This is a genomic window from Candidimonas humi, from assembly GCF_019166065.1.
GTDB lineage: Bacteria > Pseudomonadota > Gammaproteobacteria > Burkholderiales > Burkholderiaceae_B > Candidimonas > Candidimonas humi.
In genome coordinates, this window is the sequence record NZ_JAHTBN010000012.1 from 26,569 (window position 1) to 41,836 (window position 15,268).

At 66.1% G+C, this 15,268-nt stretch carries 14 protein-coding genes; 3 read left to right on the plus strand and 11 right to left on the minus strand.

Features of this window, described 5'->3' with window-relative positions; all coding sequences use genetic code 11:
* Positions 1–19: 19 nt before the first annotated feature.
* Positions 20–1,210, minus strand: a complete 1,191-nt coding sequence (locus KVP10_RS18900) for an iron-containing alcohol dehydrogenase family protein (protein WP_217966302.1) — start codon at positions 1,208–1,210, stop codon at positions 20–22.
* A 131-nt stretch (positions 1,211–1,341) separates the two neighbouring features.
* On the opposite strand from KVP10_RS18900, the gene KVP10_RS18905 reads away from it, so the two are divergent.
* Positions 1,342–2,250, plus strand: a complete 909-nt coding sequence (locus KVP10_RS18905; protein WP_217966303.1) for a LysR family transcriptional regulator — start codon at positions 1,342–1,344, stop codon at positions 2,248–2,250.
* A gap of 64 nt (positions 2,251–2,314) precedes the next feature.
* Here the strand turns inward: KVP10_RS18905 and KVP10_RS18910 are convergent, their stop codons facing one another.
* From KVP10_RS18910 to KVP10_RS18955, 10 genes are all read right to left on the minus strand, one after another.
* Positions 2,315–2,740, minus strand: coding sequence for a PAS domain S-box protein (locus KVP10_RS18910; protein WP_217966304.1), 426 nt, complete (start codon positions 2,738–2,740; stop codon positions 2,315–2,317).
* A 173-nt stretch (positions 2,741–2,913) separates the two neighbouring features.
* The gene (locus KVP10_RS18915) at positions 2,914–3,993 is read right to left on the minus strand and encodes a maleylacetate reductase (protein WP_217966305.1); all 1,080 of its coding nucleotides are present in this window, start codon (positions 3,991–3,993) and stop codon (positions 2,914–2,916) included.
* 1 nt (position 3,994) lies between these two features.
* Positions 3,995–4,831, minus strand: a complete 837-nt coding sequence (locus tag KVP10_RS18920; protein ID WP_217966306.1) for an intradiol ring-cleavage dioxygenase — start codon at positions 4,829–4,831, stop codon at positions 3,995–3,997.
* A 64-nt stretch (positions 4,832–4,895) separates the two neighbouring features.
* Complete coding sequence (locus KVP10_RS18925; protein WP_217966307.1) at positions 4,896–6,152, minus strand: FAD-dependent monooxygenase; 1,257 nt, start codon at positions 6,150–6,152, stop codon at positions 4,896–4,898.
* A 13-nt stretch (positions 6,153–6,165) separates the two neighbouring features.
* Positions 6,166–7,161, minus strand: a complete 996-nt coding sequence (locus KVP10_RS18930; RefSeq protein ID WP_217966308.1) for a Bug family tripartite tricarboxylate transporter substrate binding protein — start codon at positions 7,159–7,161, stop codon at positions 6,166–6,168.
* A gap of 18 nt (positions 7,162–7,179) precedes the next feature.
* Complete coding sequence (locus tag KVP10_RS18935; RefSeq protein ID WP_343218772.1) at positions 7,180–7,785, minus strand: nuclear transport factor 2 family protein; 606 nt, start codon at positions 7,783–7,785, stop codon at positions 7,180–7,182.
* 93 nt (positions 7,786–7,878) lie between these two features.
* Positions 7,879–8,865, minus strand: coding sequence for a Bug family tripartite tricarboxylate transporter substrate binding protein (locus KVP10_RS18940; RefSeq protein WP_217966309.1), 987 nt, complete (start codon positions 8,863–8,865; stop codon positions 7,879–7,881).
* Between the two features lie 61 nt (positions 8,866–8,926).
* Positions 8,927–9,880, minus strand: coding sequence for a ketopantoate reductase family protein (locus KVP10_RS18945; RefSeq protein ID WP_217966310.1), 954 nt, complete (start codon positions 9,878–9,880; stop codon positions 8,927–8,929).
* A 15-nt stretch (positions 9,881–9,895) separates the two neighbouring features.
* The gene (locus KVP10_RS18950) at positions 9,896–11,668 is read right to left on the minus strand and encodes a thiamine pyrophosphate-requiring protein (RefSeq protein ID WP_246600841.1); all 1,773 of its coding nucleotides are present in this window, start codon (positions 11,666–11,668) and stop codon (positions 9,896–9,898) included.
* A 54-nt stretch (positions 11,669–11,722) separates the two neighbouring features.
* Positions 11,723–13,171, minus strand: coding sequence for an aldehyde dehydrogenase family protein (locus tag KVP10_RS18955; RefSeq protein ID WP_217966311.1), 1,449 nt, complete (start codon positions 13,169–13,171; stop codon positions 11,723–11,725).
* Between the two features lie 111 nt (positions 13,172–13,282).
* Between KVP10_RS18955 and KVP10_RS18960 the strand changes: the two genes are divergently transcribed.
* Both KVP10_RS18960 and KVP10_RS18965 read left to right on the plus strand, forming a co-directional pair.
* The gene (locus KVP10_RS18960) at positions 13,283–14,227 is read left to right on the plus strand and encodes a LysR family transcriptional regulator (protein WP_217966312.1); all 945 of its coding nucleotides are present in this window, start codon (positions 13,283–13,285) and stop codon (positions 14,225–14,227) included.
* Positions 14,228–14,618: 391 nt separating this feature from the next.
* Positions 14,619–15,098, plus strand: coding sequence for a carboxymuconolactone decarboxylase family protein (locus tag KVP10_RS18965; RefSeq protein WP_217966313.1), 480 nt, complete (start codon positions 14,619–14,621; stop codon positions 15,096–15,098).
* Positions 15,099–15,268 lie beyond the last annotated feature (170 nt).

Genomic DNA, 15,268 nt, shown 5'->3' on the forward strand with positions numbered 1-15,268 from the left:
GGCCAATAGCACTGCAGCCTCAATAGGCCGCTTCGAGAATCCCGCGCAGTTCGTCGGCGCCGGCGACCTGGCGCGGGTTGTAGTAAAGGCCGCGCTCTCCCATGCCCTTGGCCGCGATACGGTCCAGGTCATGCTCGGCGACGCCGATATCGCGCAAGCGCATGGGCACGCCCGCGGACACTTGCAGCGCGCACAGTGCGTCCACCAGCGATTGCGGGCCATCTTCCAGCCCCAGCGCCGCCGCGGCGCGCGCCAGGGGACCGGCCGCGGCCGCCGCATTGAAAGCCACGCAATGCGGCAACATCACCGCATTGGCCTCGCCATGCGGCGCGCCCGTAACCGAGCCTATGACGTGGCACAAGGCGTGGTGCACACAGGTGCGCGCGTAGACCAGCACCAGGCCGGCCAGGTGCGCGGCATACAGCAACTGGCCCCGCGCCTGTTCGTCGTCGGGCCGCTGCCGCACGGCCGGTACGGCGTAGGCCAGGCGCGCCAACGCCTCGAGCGCGTAGGTCTCGGCGAGCGGCACGCGCTCGCGCGAATACAGGCCTTCGATGCAATGCGCCAGTGCATTCATGCCGGTGGAGCACATGAGGGCGGCCGGCACGCACAGATTGGCACTGGGGTCGAGCAACACGACACGAGCGGCCACCGCGGGATCGGAGAACAAGAGCTTGGCGCCGCTGGCGTCGCGCACTCCCAGGCTGGCCGTGACTTCGGCGCCCGAGGCAGTGCCTGGAATCGACACGATGGGCAGCTTGGGCTTGCGCAAGGCGGGCGCCACCAGCGTGGACGGCGGCGTGAAACGCACCGCGTGCCTGGCCAGCGGGCCGCCCTCCGCCATCACGATGGCGATGGCCTTCGCCGTATCGGCGGCGCTTCCGCCGCCGACGGCCACGAAGCCGTCGACCCCTGCTTCCAGGGCCTGGCGGGTAAGGTCCTCGACCAGTTCCACATTCGAATGCGCGGGAACGGGCCGGGTGTCCACCCACGCGACGCCCTCGAGCGACTGTTCGACGCGCGCATACATATCCGACCGGCGCGTACGCGCGCCCGCCAGCACCATGGGGCGCAGAATGCCCGCTTCCGCCAGTTCGGATCGCAGCGACGCAATTGCGTTACTGCCCATTACCAGCCTGCTTGCGGAATAGCGCTGCACGAACTGCGGCGGAAGCCGGGGCGGCTCGGTCGCCGTATGGGGTTCCTGCATCAATGTTTCCTGTTTGCGATCTGTCGGCCCAAGGCCCGGGCCGGATCCTGTTGAAAATTCTATTGCTGTTTTTGCGCCCTGTAGCCACCTAAATTACAATTTAAAGTTTCTATTCCAGAAACATTGAAAGCATGGACAAGCTTCAAAGCCTGCGAGTTTTCTGCGAGGTCGCCCGCTGCGGGAGCTTTGTCCGCGCGGCAATGCAAATGTCCCTGCCCAAGAGCACGGTCACCAAGCACATCGCCGCGCTCGAACGCGACATGGGCGCTCAGCTCCTGAAACGGAATCCGAAACAGGTCGCCCTTACCGAGGCGGGGGAACGAGTGCTGCAGGGCTCCAGGGACATGATCCAGAGCTACGAGGCCATGGAGTCGGCAGTACGCGACGCGGTCCAGTTGCCGCGCGGCGCGATACGCGTGGGCACGCCGCCCTCTTTCGGCGCCCACCATCTCGTGCAAGTGATCGCGGCGTTCACGCAGCGCTACCCGGATATCGAAGTAACCATAGTCCACGACGACGGGCGCTCGGACATTCTCGCCGAAGCCCTGGACCTGTCCATCCGCATCGCGCCCTCGTTGAAAGACGCGAGCTACGTGGCCCTGCCGCTGATGCTGGCGCCGCAGTTCGTGGTGGCCTCGCCGCAATACCTGAAAAAACACCGCCGCCCCGCGTACGTGGCGGACCTGGCGCAGCACAACTGCCTGATCCACACCATCAAGTCGCATTCGGGAATCTGGCGCTTCGAAGGCACGCCGCCGCAGGAAGTGCGCGTCAGGGGCACGATACGTTCCAACCTGGGCGATGCACTGAAACACGCCGCCCTGGACGGCGCAGGCGTGTCGATCCACCCCACCTATATGGTTGCCGACGACATCGCACAGGGCCTGCTGGAAATATTGCTGCCGAACGAGGTGCCGCAGGCTGTGGAGATCAATGTCGTGTTCTCCACCCGCCGCAATATGCCTGCGCGCGTCAGGCACCTGCTGGAATTTCTCAAGGAATGGGCCCATCGCCCGCCGCCCTGGGCCGCCCGCAAATGAGGCGGGACCTGATACCTGCAGCCGGGGCCGCAAGCCCGCCCCCGGAAATTTGCGGTGCGAGGCGCTAGGCGCCCGGCGCGGCCGCCTTGCGGGCCGCGCGTTCTTTTTCGATCCGCTCGGTGACATCGCGCGCCATGGCGACCGAACCCACCGGCGCCCCGCCGGCGTCCTTGACCAGGGCGAAGGTCATTTCCACATACAGCTTCTGGCCGCCCTTGCGCACCGCGCGCGTCAGCGTCGGATGCCCTTGCAGCTTGAGCCTGCCGCTATCCATGGCCGCGTCGAAACCGGCCCAATGGGCGGCGCGCAAATGCTCGGGAATGATCAGGTCGAGGTTTTTGCCCAGCGCCTCGTCGGCGCTGAAGCCGAACAGCCTGCCGGCTGCCTGGTTCCAGCGCGCGATGTTGCCGTTGCGGTCGGCGTAGATCAGGGCATCGGATACCTGCTCGATGATCCAGTCGGCCAGCGACGGATCCTCAGCGTCATCCATGGTGTTTTCTCCGTAAGGACAGGAACATGCCATGGCGCGGCCCACCGTCCGCGCCATTTTTCGTCCCCTGTTATACCGCCGACACTGCCGCCGCATCAACCGGGGAACGCGGCAGCGGCGCCGGACAGCCCGCCGACCAGCCGCGAGGCCGACAGCCGCCGCCCGGGCAGGGCTTACGCGGGCCTGTTCCCGTGATAGGCGTCCAGCAACAGCCTGTGTATGCCTGCACGCTGCGCGGCGTCGATCGGGCGCGGATTCCAATACGGCGCGCCCACGACCAGGTCCGCCGCCTTCGCCATATCCGCCTCGGTGATGTCGCCAATGTCCTTCAAGGCCACCGGCGCGCCATGGTCGCGCGCCAGGTCGAACAGGCCCGCGGCGGCGCTGGCCGAGCCTTCGATGCCGAGCGCGCGCCGGATGCGCTGCATCGCCTCGGGAGCGGCCTGCGCGTTGAAAGCGATGGCATGCGGCAGGACGACGGTGTGCGTCTCGGCATGCGGCAGGTTGAAGGTGCCGCCCAGCACATGGCACAGCTTGTGATGCAAGGCCATGCCCACATTGCCCAATACCGTGCCGCACAGCCAGGCCCCGTACAAGGCCGCGTCGCGCGCCTCGATCTCGCCGGGACGGCGCTGGATGGCCGGCAGCGCCTGCGCCAGCGCCCGTATCCCCTCTTCGGCCATCAGGCTCATGATTGGGTTGCCGTCGCGCGCATACAGGCCTTCCGCGGCGTGGGCAATGGCATTCATGCCGCTGGTGACGCTCAGGCCCGCGGGCAACCCCAGCGTCAGGTCGGGATCGTAGATGACCGTGCGCGGCAATACCCGCGCGTCCCTGCCGGTCTTCTTGGCGCCGGCTTCGGTAATGCCGTAGATGGGCGTCATCTCGCTGCCGGCATAGGTGGTGGGCACGGCCAGGATGGGCAGGCCGAGATCCAGGGCGACCGCCTTTGCAAGGCCTATGGTCGACCCGCCGCCCATCGCCAGCGTGCAATCCGCGTGCAGCCGGCGCGCTTCGTCGCCGGCCGCGCGCGCGATCTCGGCCGGCACATGCATGACGGCGCCGGCAAAAACCCCTGCCGCACGCGCACCCAGGCTGTCGGCGGCCGCCTGTGCCTGATCGCCGTGGCCCGGCGTGGACAGGACCAGCACGCGGCCAGCGCCCAGTAGTTCTATTTCCCGGCCCAGGGCGGCCAGCGATCCGCGCCCGAACACGACCCTGGACGGCAGGCTGCTATAGATGAACTCTTGCACATCAGCTCCCATCGACGGGGTTGAGCACGAAATCGTACTCGACCAGATAAGTGCCATCGGACTGCTGCTTCCAGTCCGCGATCAGCGACTGGCGCACCCCGAAGACGGCATCCGAATCCAGATAGCGGTCGTCGCTGCGAAACACATGGGTGATCAAGGTTTGGTAGCCGGGCGCCTCGATCATGAAATGCAGGTGGGCCGGCCGCCACGGATGGCGCCCGCTGGCGGCGAGCAGGTCGCCGACCGGGCCGTCGTGGGGAATGGCATAGGGAACCGCCAGGATGGAGCGGAAGTCATAGCGGCCTTGCTCATCCGTGTGCAGAATCCCGCGCGCCTGGGCATGGTCGATGTCCTCGTGCTGGACATCGTAGAGCCCGTCCTCGTCGGACTGCCATACGTCCATGCTGGCGCCCGCTATGGGCGAGCCGTCCAGCCCCCGCACCGTGCCGCGCACCAGGCAAGGTATGCCGTGCGCGCCGTTGGAGATGTCCGCGCCCAGTTCGTAATGCGGCGCGCCGTCCACGTGGAAAGGGCCGAACACCGTGGATTCCGTGCACTGGGCGGGCTTGTCGTTGTTCATGGCCACCGTGAGCATGGACAGCCCCAGTACATCCGACAGCAGGATGAATTCCTGGCGCCGGTCGTCGGTGATGTGGCCGCAGCGGGTCAGGAACTGGATGCCCTGGAACCATTCGTCTTCCGTCAAATGCACTTCGCGCGCGAAATCATGCAGGTGCCGGATCAGGCTGTCCATGATTTCCTTGAGACGCGGGTCCGCAGTATCGACGTGGCGAGCCAGGACGGCTTCGGTGATGGTTTCGTGATTCAGATTGCGCACAATGATCTTCCTTCGTGCCCGGCGGCCTTGCGCTGCCCATGAGAGAAATATAGTCCAAATGCGCTCATGCGGCGCCTGCGGCGCGAGCATGGCCGGGGCCGCCGCGGCCGCGCTCGCCGACCCGGCTATCGTCCAGGGGAACCGTCAGCGCGTCATAGGAAAACAGCCACTCGGAACGGCTCTTGCTCATGTTCTTCTGCTGGAAGGCGCGCCGCATTTCCTCTTCGTCTTCGATGCGGTACAGGTCGCGGTTGCCGGCCGATTCCAGCACCACCTTGGCGCTGCGGCTCATGCGGCTGTCCTGGTATACCTGCAGGGCGTCCGCCACGTCCGCATAGGCATCCAGGCAACGCGCCAGCACCGCCCCGTCCTCGATCGCCATGGCGGCCCCCGATGCCAGATAGGGCAAGGTCGGGTGCGCCGCATCGCCCAGCAGCGTCGCGCGTGCGGTGCTCCAGTTGTCCACCGGCGCACGGTCGTTCAAGGCATAGCGGTAGCAGCCGTCATGGTCGCTGGCATCGATGACCGTCTGGATGACGGGATGCCAGCCTTCGAAGTCGGCCTTGAGATCGGCCCACGGCCGCTTTTGCGTCCAGGATTCGTTTTCGGGGTAATCATGCTCCACCAGCCCCACGAAGTTCATCAGCTTGCCGCCGCGCAGGTAGTACATCACCGCGTGCTTCTTGGGCCCGCACCACACGGTCGACACGGTCTCCATGATGCCGGGCGGCAGGCTCGCGGTGGGAACGACGGCCCGCCAGGCAATGTCGCCGGTATAGCTGGCAGGCGTCGGGCCGAGGATTTGCGCACGGATGGCGGACTTGATGCCGTCCGCCCCCACCAGGACGTCGCCGGCCGCGCGACTGCCGTCGGCCAGGCGCAGCGCAACGCCATCGGCGCTTTCTTCGAAGCCCACGGCCTGCGCGCCCAGGGTGATGCAGTCCGGATCCTGCGACAGCACCGCCCGGGCCAGCAATTCGTGCAGGTCGGCGCGATGTATATGGAAATACGGCGCGCCGTTCAGCCGCTCGTGCGTTTCGCCCAGGGGGATGCGATACATCAGCTCGGCCGTGTCGAAGCGCCGGAACTCGAAGGCCTGGGGCCGCACCACGATAGACTCGAGCGCCTCTTTCAGCCCCAGGTCGTAGAGCACCTTCACGGCATTGGCGCTGGACTGTATGCCGGCCCCCACGTCGCCCAGGGCCGCGGCTTGTTCATATACCCGCACCGGGAAGCCGCGCTTGAGCAGGCTGGCTGCCGCGGTCAGGCCGCCGATGCCGGCGCCGGCGATGAGGATTCTGGGCTTGTCTTTCGTCTTCATTCCATCATTCCATTCAATTCGGGGTAATGCCCGCTTTCTTGATGACCTCGGTCCAGCGTGCGTAATCCGACGCTATGAGCGCGGCGAATTCTTTCGGGGTATCGGGCGCCACCGTCAGGCCCTGCTTGTCCAGGCTGGACTTTATTTCCGGCATGGCCAGGATCTGCTTGATCTCGCGATTGAGGCGGTCGACGATGCCCGCCGGCGTACGGGCCGGGGCCAGCATGCCGAACCACAGGCTGACGTCGGCGCCGTGCACGCCGCATTCGGCGAATGTGGGCACGTCGTCCATGACCGGGATCCTCTGCGGCTGGGCGGCGGCCAGCACGCGCAGCTTGCCCGACTGCTTCAGCGGCAAGGCAGTGTTGGCCGGGAGAATCATGGCCTGTACCTGGCCACCCAGCAGGTCGGTGATGGCGCCCGCCGAACCGCTATAGGGTATATGCATGATATCCGCCCCCGTATGCATCTTGAACAGCTCCATGGCCAGGTGCTGGGGGGTGCCGTTGCCGGGCGAGGCATAGGCGTACTTGCCGGGATGCGCCCGGAAGGCCGCCAGGGCTTCGGCCAGCGTATGGGCCGGGAAGCGCGGATTGACCGCAAACACCAGCGCACCGTCGGCAACGCGGCCTATGGGCGCGAAGCTGGTCAATGGGTCATAAGGCACGCTCTTGTGCAGCTTGGGGTTCATCACGAAGGTGACTACCGTCATCAATAATGTATAGCCGTTCGGGGCAGCATGGGCCACGTAGCCGGTGCCGATATTGCCGCTGGCGCCCGGCCGGTTTTCAACGATGATGGGCTGGCCCAGTTTCTGCGACAGCTTAGGGCCGATGATACGCGCCAGGGTGTCCATGCTGGTGCCCGCGGTATAAGGCACCACGATGGTGATGGGACGCGAGGGCCAGGAATCGGCCCGGGCCGGCGCGGTGCCGGCCAGCGCCAGCAGCGTCACGGCGGCGGCGCCCGCGACGCCGCGCAATCTGGCCAGAAGTTTGTCGAACGTCATGTTGGAGTCTCCTCGGAGTCAACGCTCCAGCGGGCCGCCGGCCAGCCAGGCGGCTCCCCGCCGGTACAGATTCTGTACGGCATCCCCCTGCAGCATGGGCATGTGCATATAGACCGAGTAGCCGATGCGGGTCTGGATATAGGCCAGGTGCCGGTAGCCTTGGGGCATGCGCGCCAATTCCTTCTGGTCCAGGACCAGCGTCGCGGCGGGATCGATCGGATCGATGCGGTCCTTCTCGTAGATGGGCTGGCGATGCAGCAATTTCCACTCGCCTTCGTGCCTGACCACGAAATCGTAGAAGCGGCCCGTACACAGCACATCGCATTCCACGCCCTCAACCGGCCCGCGCTGCGAAATCGTCATCTTGGTCTGCGCGATGGCCCGGTCTCCCGCAATATCCACCGCCGTGCCGCCCAGGAAATGCAGGATGCTCACCCCCTTGTCCCAGCCTTCGCGCGTGACGCGGATGAAATCGGCATAGGAGCCCTGGAACCAGGTGGCCATCATGTAGCCTTCGGGGTGCCAGACGCTGGCGAAGCGTTCCCAGTCGCCGGCATCGCGCCATACTGCCCAGCGCTCGATCATCTGGCGGATTTCCAGCTCGTCCTTCATGTTTTCATTCACTTGATGTGCTCCTGATTAAAAAGGGATATGCCTGTCGTTGCGCCGGCGGCAGGCCGGCGGCGTATTCATGAGGCCAGCCGCTGCCCGGCGGCTTCAGTTGGGTTCCACGCCCGCCTCGCGGGCCACGCGCTTCCACTGCGGGATTTCCTTGGCGATCAGCGCGGCGAACTCGGCCGGGGTATCGCTGGCGGGCGTAATCGACAAGGCCGCGATGCGCTTGCGCACGTCGGGCGCCTGTATGGCTTCGTGCACGGTGCGCGCCAGCTTCTGGATCACGGCGGGCGGCGTGCCCGCGGGCGCGAACAACCCGCTCCATAGCTCCACGTCCATGTCTATGCCCAATTCCTTCATGGTCGGCACGTCCGGCAGGTAGGGCGCGCGCCGCGCCGAAGTGACGGCCAGGGCGCGCACCCGGCCGCCCTTGACGCCCACCGTGGCCGGCCCTATGTCCACCAGCGTCATCGTGGCGTCGCCGGTGCCGACCGCGTTGATCGAGTTCATGCTTCCCTTGTAGGGTATGTGCACGAATTGCGTGCCGGTCTGCTTCTTGAACAGTTCCGTCATCAACTGGAACGAGGCCGAACTGGCGCTGTAGTTGGACTTGTCGGGATGGGCCTTGGAATAGGCCTCCAGCCCTGCAAGCGTGGCGGTCTGCTTGTTCGCCGCCTGGGTCAACAGGACCAGCGGAAAGATCCCCACTTGCGAGATGGGCGCAAGGTCTTTGTCTGGCGAATATGGCAGGGTCTTGTACAGCGCCGGATTGAATGAAATCGGCCCGCTGGCTCCCATCAGCAGCGTATAGCCGTCCGGCTTGGACTTGGCTACGTAGGTGGCGCCCACGATGGAAGAAATGCCGGGCTTGTTCTCGACAATGACGGACTGCTTGAGCAGGTCGGACATCTTGCCGGCCAGGATGCGCGCCAGGATGTCGTTGGCTCCGCCGGCGCTATAGCCGACCACGATGGTGATGGGATGCGACGGGTAGTCGCCCTGCGCGTGCGCCGCCCCCATGCCGCCCGCGCAGGCCAGCGCCAGCGCCAGCACGCCACGACGGCGCGTAAAGAAAGCAGATTGTTTCATGTGTTTTGTCTCCTCGAATATTGATATTGTTCGGCGGCCGCGGCGCCGTGTTCCGAATCTGTCACGGCTGCCGCAACTGCCAGGCACGCGCGGCTTCCAGCCCCTTCACCAGCCGGTAGACCGTGCGGCAGGCCGGCACCGGCACATTCAAACGATCTCCCTCGCGCACGAAGAATCCCGTCAGTTCGTCTATCTCGGTAGGCGCGCCATTCGCGATATCCAGCGCCATCGACCCGGCATGCCGGGTCACGGGCCGCAGGCCGGCGCGCGTTTCCTTGACGAACGCCATGGGGTCGAAGGCATAACGCCCGCCCAGGGCCCGGACCACCTGCGCGCACTCCCCGGCCATATCGTCCACCAGCGCGCAGACTTCGGGCGAGCCGTAACGTGCGGCGTTGACGCCCAGGAGCAGCGCACCGATGGGATTCATCACGGAATTGAAGACCAGCTTGGACCAGACCGCATCCATCGGGTCGGCCAGGGTACGCGTGGGCAGGCCGGCGTCGTTCAAGGCTTCGGCCAGCCGGGCGCAGTCGCCGACCGCACCGCGCGTGGGCCCCAGCCAAGTGGGATTGCCGCGGATGAGATGTTCGACGCGGCCGGGACCCAGGTAGCGGCCGGCGTCCAGCACGATGCCCCGCAATACCTTGCACGTGGAACCGGCCTCGAGAATCTCGCTATTGCCCATGCCGTTTTGCAGCGTGACCAATAGCGGCCCCTGAGCCAGCAGCGATTGCAGCCCGGCAAGGGCGCCGGCCGTGTGGCCCGACTTGACCAGGAACAATATCGTGTCGAAAACCTCGCCGTGCAGGGCTGCAGCGTCGGTCTCGGCGCGCAGGGCAGCCGCGCAGCCCTCGCCGCCCTCGAGGCGCAGGCCGTCGCGGCGTATCGCCGCCACGTGGGCGGCGTCTGTATCCAATACGGCCACATCCGCCACGCGGGCCAGGTGAGCCGCGAAGATGCCGCCCATCGCGCCGCAGCCCACCACCAGTATGCGAAGTCGATCGGCATTCATGCAAGGCCTCTCGCTCTAGACCTGCCCGATACGCACGTTGAGCAGCGCGGCCTGGCCGCGATCCAGCGCATCCAGGCAGCGCTGCACCGCCGCCGGGAGCTCGGCCGGATCAAGAACTTGTTCGCCATGTGCGCCGAAAGCCTGCGCCACCTCGTCGAAGCGGCGCCGCTCGCCTTCCAGGCGGGCCTGGAACTCGTTGCCGGCCATGGCCTCGCCGTCGGGATAGACGCGCAGCACGGCCTCTTTCACCGCCTGCCAGCCGCCATTGTCCAGCACCACGGTCAGGATGGGCAGCCGGTAATTCTGCGCCACCGCGTACACCGCGGTGGGCGCCGAAAAATGAAAACCGCCGTCGCCCACGATTTGCACGACACGGCTGCCCGGCCGGGCCAGTTTCGCGCCCAGCGCCACCCCGCCGCTATAGCCCAGGCCGCCGCCCGCGCAGCCCAGCAAGGTCAGCGGCTGCGTGCGGCGGATCTGGTTCAGCACTGCCAGCGAATTCCGGATAGCCTCATTGACGACGACATCGTCCTGCCGCAGCGCCGCGCCCAGCGTGGCGCACAAGTAATGCGGCGAGATCGCGCCCACCGCGCCCGGAGCCTCGGCGGCACGCACCATGGCCGCGCGGCGCGCCGCGTTGGGCTGCTCCCAGCCCGCGACACGCTGCGCCACGCGCGCCTCGAACTCCGGCGTCGCCAGTTGCTCGACCGCCGCCAGCACCTGTTCCAGCGCACGGCCGCAATCCGCCTGCAAGCGGGTATGCGTGGCGAACCCCCACATGGGAAAATCGCGCTTGACCGGATCTACATCGATATGCGTCCAATGCGTTTCGGCGCGGGCGCTGGCGAACTTGGGCAGCCAGGGCACGTCCACGTCCAGCAGCAGGCCCATGTCGGCATCGGCAAGCCCAGGCTTGGGATCGAAGCCGCCGAAGCAAGGCAAGTCGCGCGACACATTCAGGTATGTGGGCATGAATTCGTATACACGCACGCCGCAGCGTTGCGCCAGGGCCTCCAGCGCCTGCACCGCATGCGCCTTGCGCCCCAGGTAGGAGGTCACGGCTATGGGGTTGCGCGCATCGATCAAGCGGCGCGCAATCGCCTCCGCCTCGCGCGGATCGATGCCGCCCACGGCCACTTTGCCATAGCCTTCGGCCGGAAAGTCCCGCACCTGCGCAGGCCGCCATTCCTCGGCCAGGGTCTCGCGCGGCAGATTCACGTAGACCGGGCCCGGCGGGTCGCTGTGCATCACAGTATGGCCGCGCCGCAGCGCCTCCTTGGCCACCACGCCCGAAGGCAAGGTGTATTCCCATTTCACATAAGGCCGCACCAGGCTGGCAATGTCGAATGGGTCCTGCACGAAATGCACATAGTTGTCGCGCGAGCCGGGCAACTCGCCGCGCATGGTGTATGGCGCCTTGCCAGCGATCAGCATCACCGGCAGGCGGCCGCGAAACATATTGTGCATGCCCATGGCGGAATTCGCCGTACCGGCGTCGACATGCACCATCACGGCCTGGCCGCGTCCTGTCAGGGCGGCATAGCCGGCGGCCATGTGTATCGCCACGGTCTCGTGCGGGCACAGGACCATGCGCGACATGGGCCGGCCTTCGCGCTGCCAGCGGGCCATCTCCTCGATCAGCTCGACGTGGTCCGTGCCCAGGTTGGCAAAGATGTATTCGACGCCGACATCGTTCAGGCCTTCGAGAAAATAGTGTGCGGTGCTGCGCGGCTCATCGGACATGGCCGGAGCCGCGGCCGCCGCGGCGGGCGATGCTGCTTGGTTCATTGCGTCTCCAATCGCCGCGGTCTCGCGCCGCGGCCGTCATTGTGTAAGGAATGGCTAAGCCGATACCTCGTAGTAAAAATGCTTGGTTTCCAGGAAGTCGTTCAGGCCTTCCTGTCCGTGCAAGCGCCCGTAGCCACTGTCGGCATGGCCGCCGGTCTCGGCTTCGGCAAAGAGCTTGTTGTGGGTATTGGCCCAAACCGTGCCGAAGCGCATGCGGCCGGCCATGCGGCGGCTGCGCGCGGCGTCGGCCGTCCAGACGCTCGATGCCAGGCTGTAGCGCGTCGCGTTGGCGCGCGCGATGGCATCGTCCTCGTCGCGAAAACGTTCGACCACTATCAGCGGGCCGAACAGCTCGCGCTGTATGTACTCGGAGGACAAGTCCTCGATGGCTACCAGGCTGGGCTCGATGAATGCCCCTCGCGCCAGCTCGCCGCCGGGGATGCGCCCCTGCACCAGCACGTCACCGGCGCTGCCGGCGCGTTCGGCCAGGCCGGCGATGCGATCGCGATTTGCGGCATCGATCAGGCAGCCCATCTGCGATTGCGGATCGTTGCCCGGGCCTACGCGCACCGCGCGATAGGCCTCGGCCAGGCTGCGCGTGAAATCGGCGTATGCGCTGTCCTCGACCAGGACCCGGCTGATCGCCGTGCATTGCTGGCCGGCCTGGATCAGGCTGCCGGCCACGATGCCCGCGGCGCTGCGCCCGTGCGCCGCATCGGCGAACACCACGGCGGGAGACTTGCCGCCCAGCTCCAGGGACAGGCGCTTGAGCGTGCCGGCGCTGGCCTGCGCGATCCGCTTGCCCACGGCGGTGGAGCCGGTGAAACTCACCACGTCCACATCGGGCGAGGCGCAAAGCAGTTGGGACACCGTCGCGCCCGACTCGATCACCGAATTGACGATCCCGGCCGGGATGCGTTCGTCCTGGACCAGGCATTCAAGCGCCAGATTGTGCGCCAGCGCGGTCTGGAACGCCGGCTTGATGACTACGGCGCAGCCGGCCGCGAGCGCCGGCGCCAGGGATCGTACCAACAATATGATCGGGGCGTTCCAGGGAAGAATGATGGCGGCCACGCCGGCGGCCTCGCGCTCCAGGGACGAGTAGCAGCCGGGCTCGACCTCGGCTATGCGGCCGAACAGATTGCGCGCCAGGCCCGCGTAATAGCGCAATTCGGAAGCCGCCCCCAGGATCTCGCTCATGGCTTCCCTGCGCAATTTGCCGTTGAGGGTGACCAGCCAGTCGGCCACCTCGTCCTTGCGCGCTTCCAGCCGGTCGGCGAAACGCAGCAGGACGTCGGCACGCAGCCGCGGCGAGTGGCGCCACGCAGTCTGCCCGAAGGCGCGCCGCGCCGCGGCGACGGCGGCCTCGCCCTCGGCCGCGCCTGCGTCGGCATAGCGCGCGACCGCCAGGCCTGTAGCCGGATTGAAAGCATCGCCCACGGCAGCAGCGCCATCGACGGCGTCGACCCAATGGCCGTCTATGTAGTGGCTGGCGACGCGCATGAGGGATCTCCTGAAGTGTTCTTGTCTGTGGTCTCGTCTGCTGCAAGAACTCTAGAATCTATCCCTTGATTTGTCTAATATATATCTAATATCTATTGATTTTCATTGCTTATGAATCTGACGATCCGGCATTTCAAGGCTTTCCTGGCCATTGTGCAAACGCGCGGCTTCACGCGCGCGGCCGAACGCGTGCACATCAGCCAGCCCGGCCTGAGCCTCATGATGCAGGACATGGAAAACCAGCTTTCCTGCCGATTGTTCGAGCGCACCACCCGCTCGGTGCGCCTGACGGCGGCGGGCCAGCGCCTGGTGCCCGTGGCCCAGCAGGTCGTGGACGAAGTGGAAGCCATTGCTCCCGTCTTGAGCCAGCTTTCCGAAAAGCGCCGGCGCACCTTGCGGGTGGGCGTGCCGCCCATTTTCTCGGCCACCGTCATGCCCAAGGTATACATGAAGCTGCGGCAGACACAGCCCACTCTGGACCTGCACATCCACGACCTGCCCAAGCCCGAGGTGGAGCTCGGGGTCCGCAGCGGCGAGCTCGACTGCGGGCTGGGGGTCTTCCCGCGCCGTATTCCGGAAGTCTCGCGGCGCACGCTGTTCGAGTTCGATTTCATTTACCTCGAATCGCGCGCCGCGCCCTGGAGAGCAAAGACGCGCGGCAAGACAGCGCGGCAACTGCCCTGGAGCGAGCTGCCGGATGTCCCCTTCGTCGAAATGCAGCCCGACATGGAACTGCAGGAACAGGTCAATAAATGCCGGGCCGCCCGCGGCATGAAGCGATCGGACGGGATCAGGATGAACCGGCTCGAATCCCTGATCGGCATGGCGGCGGCCGGTGTCGGCCCCACCATCATTCCCTCGTTCGTCGCGCCGATAGGCATGGATGCGCAGATATCCACCGCGCTGCTTACCGAACCGGTGCTGTCGCTGGGTTTTCAGCTCATCATGAAGCGCGGCCGCGAACAGCCCGCCGTGCTGGAGGCATTCACGCAGGCGCTGCGCGAAGTCATCGCGGATCACAGGGAACGGATCTACCCCTACGCGGAACAAGGCTGAAACGGCGCGAACGCAGGCCTGGGGCGACGCGGGCCGAGGCGACGCGAGCCCGGTAGGCGCAGCGCCCGAATGGCGCCCGGTATGCCCTCTGCGCCTGGATAGCCTGCCCCCGCCACCTCTTGCCGGCTCGTAGGTGTCGTAGGTGTCGTAGGTGTCGCAGGTGTCGCAGGTGTCGCAGGTGTCGCAGCATCATGGCCCAATACAAAATATATTTCTTGGCACTTTCTGGACAGGCCATATGGCGGCATGATATGCCTGTGATGCCGGGCCCGGCGGCTTGCATACCTATATGCTTTGCCTGTTTGCGCCAGCCGGGCCGGCAACGACCGCAACGCGGGCTCCGCCAATATCGCGTGGCGCAGCGCAAAGCCCTATCAGAGGAATCCCGAGCATGACTGCACGCTTGAACTATTTCCAACAATCCCCCGAAGTCGCCGCGAAATACCGGGACTTCAGCAACTCGCTGAAGGACAGATCCATACCTGAAAAGCTGAAGGACCTCGTCTTCCTGCGCGCCTCGCAGATCAATGGCTGTGCGTTCTGCGTCGACATGCACGTCAAGGAAGCCAAGATCCACGGCGAACGCGAATTGCGGCTGCATCATGTCGCGGTGTGGCGCGAGTCGCCGCTGTTCGACGAACGCGAGCGCGCTGCGCTCGAATGGACGGAAATCGTCACCCGGCTGCCGCCCCACGGCATTTCCGACGAAAGCTATGCACAGATGCGCAAGGTGTATTCCGAGCAGGAAATCACCGACATCACGTTTCTCGTCATCGCCATCAATGGCTGGAACCGGCTTTCAATCGCTTTCAGCGCAGTCCCGGGCTCGGCCGACGCCGTCTACGGCCTGGACAAGGCCGGCCTGAACTGAACGGCCCGGGGCCGGCATCGGCCTCTCCTTCCGGACGCGCATGTCCGTTCCTCGGCCGACCGCGGCAAGCCGGCTCCGGTCGTGGCGGCTCCGGCCTCGGCCGAGGCCGTGCAGCATACAATAAAGGCTCCATCCACAGGCCCCGAAAATGCAGCCCAGCCTGCAGCGGG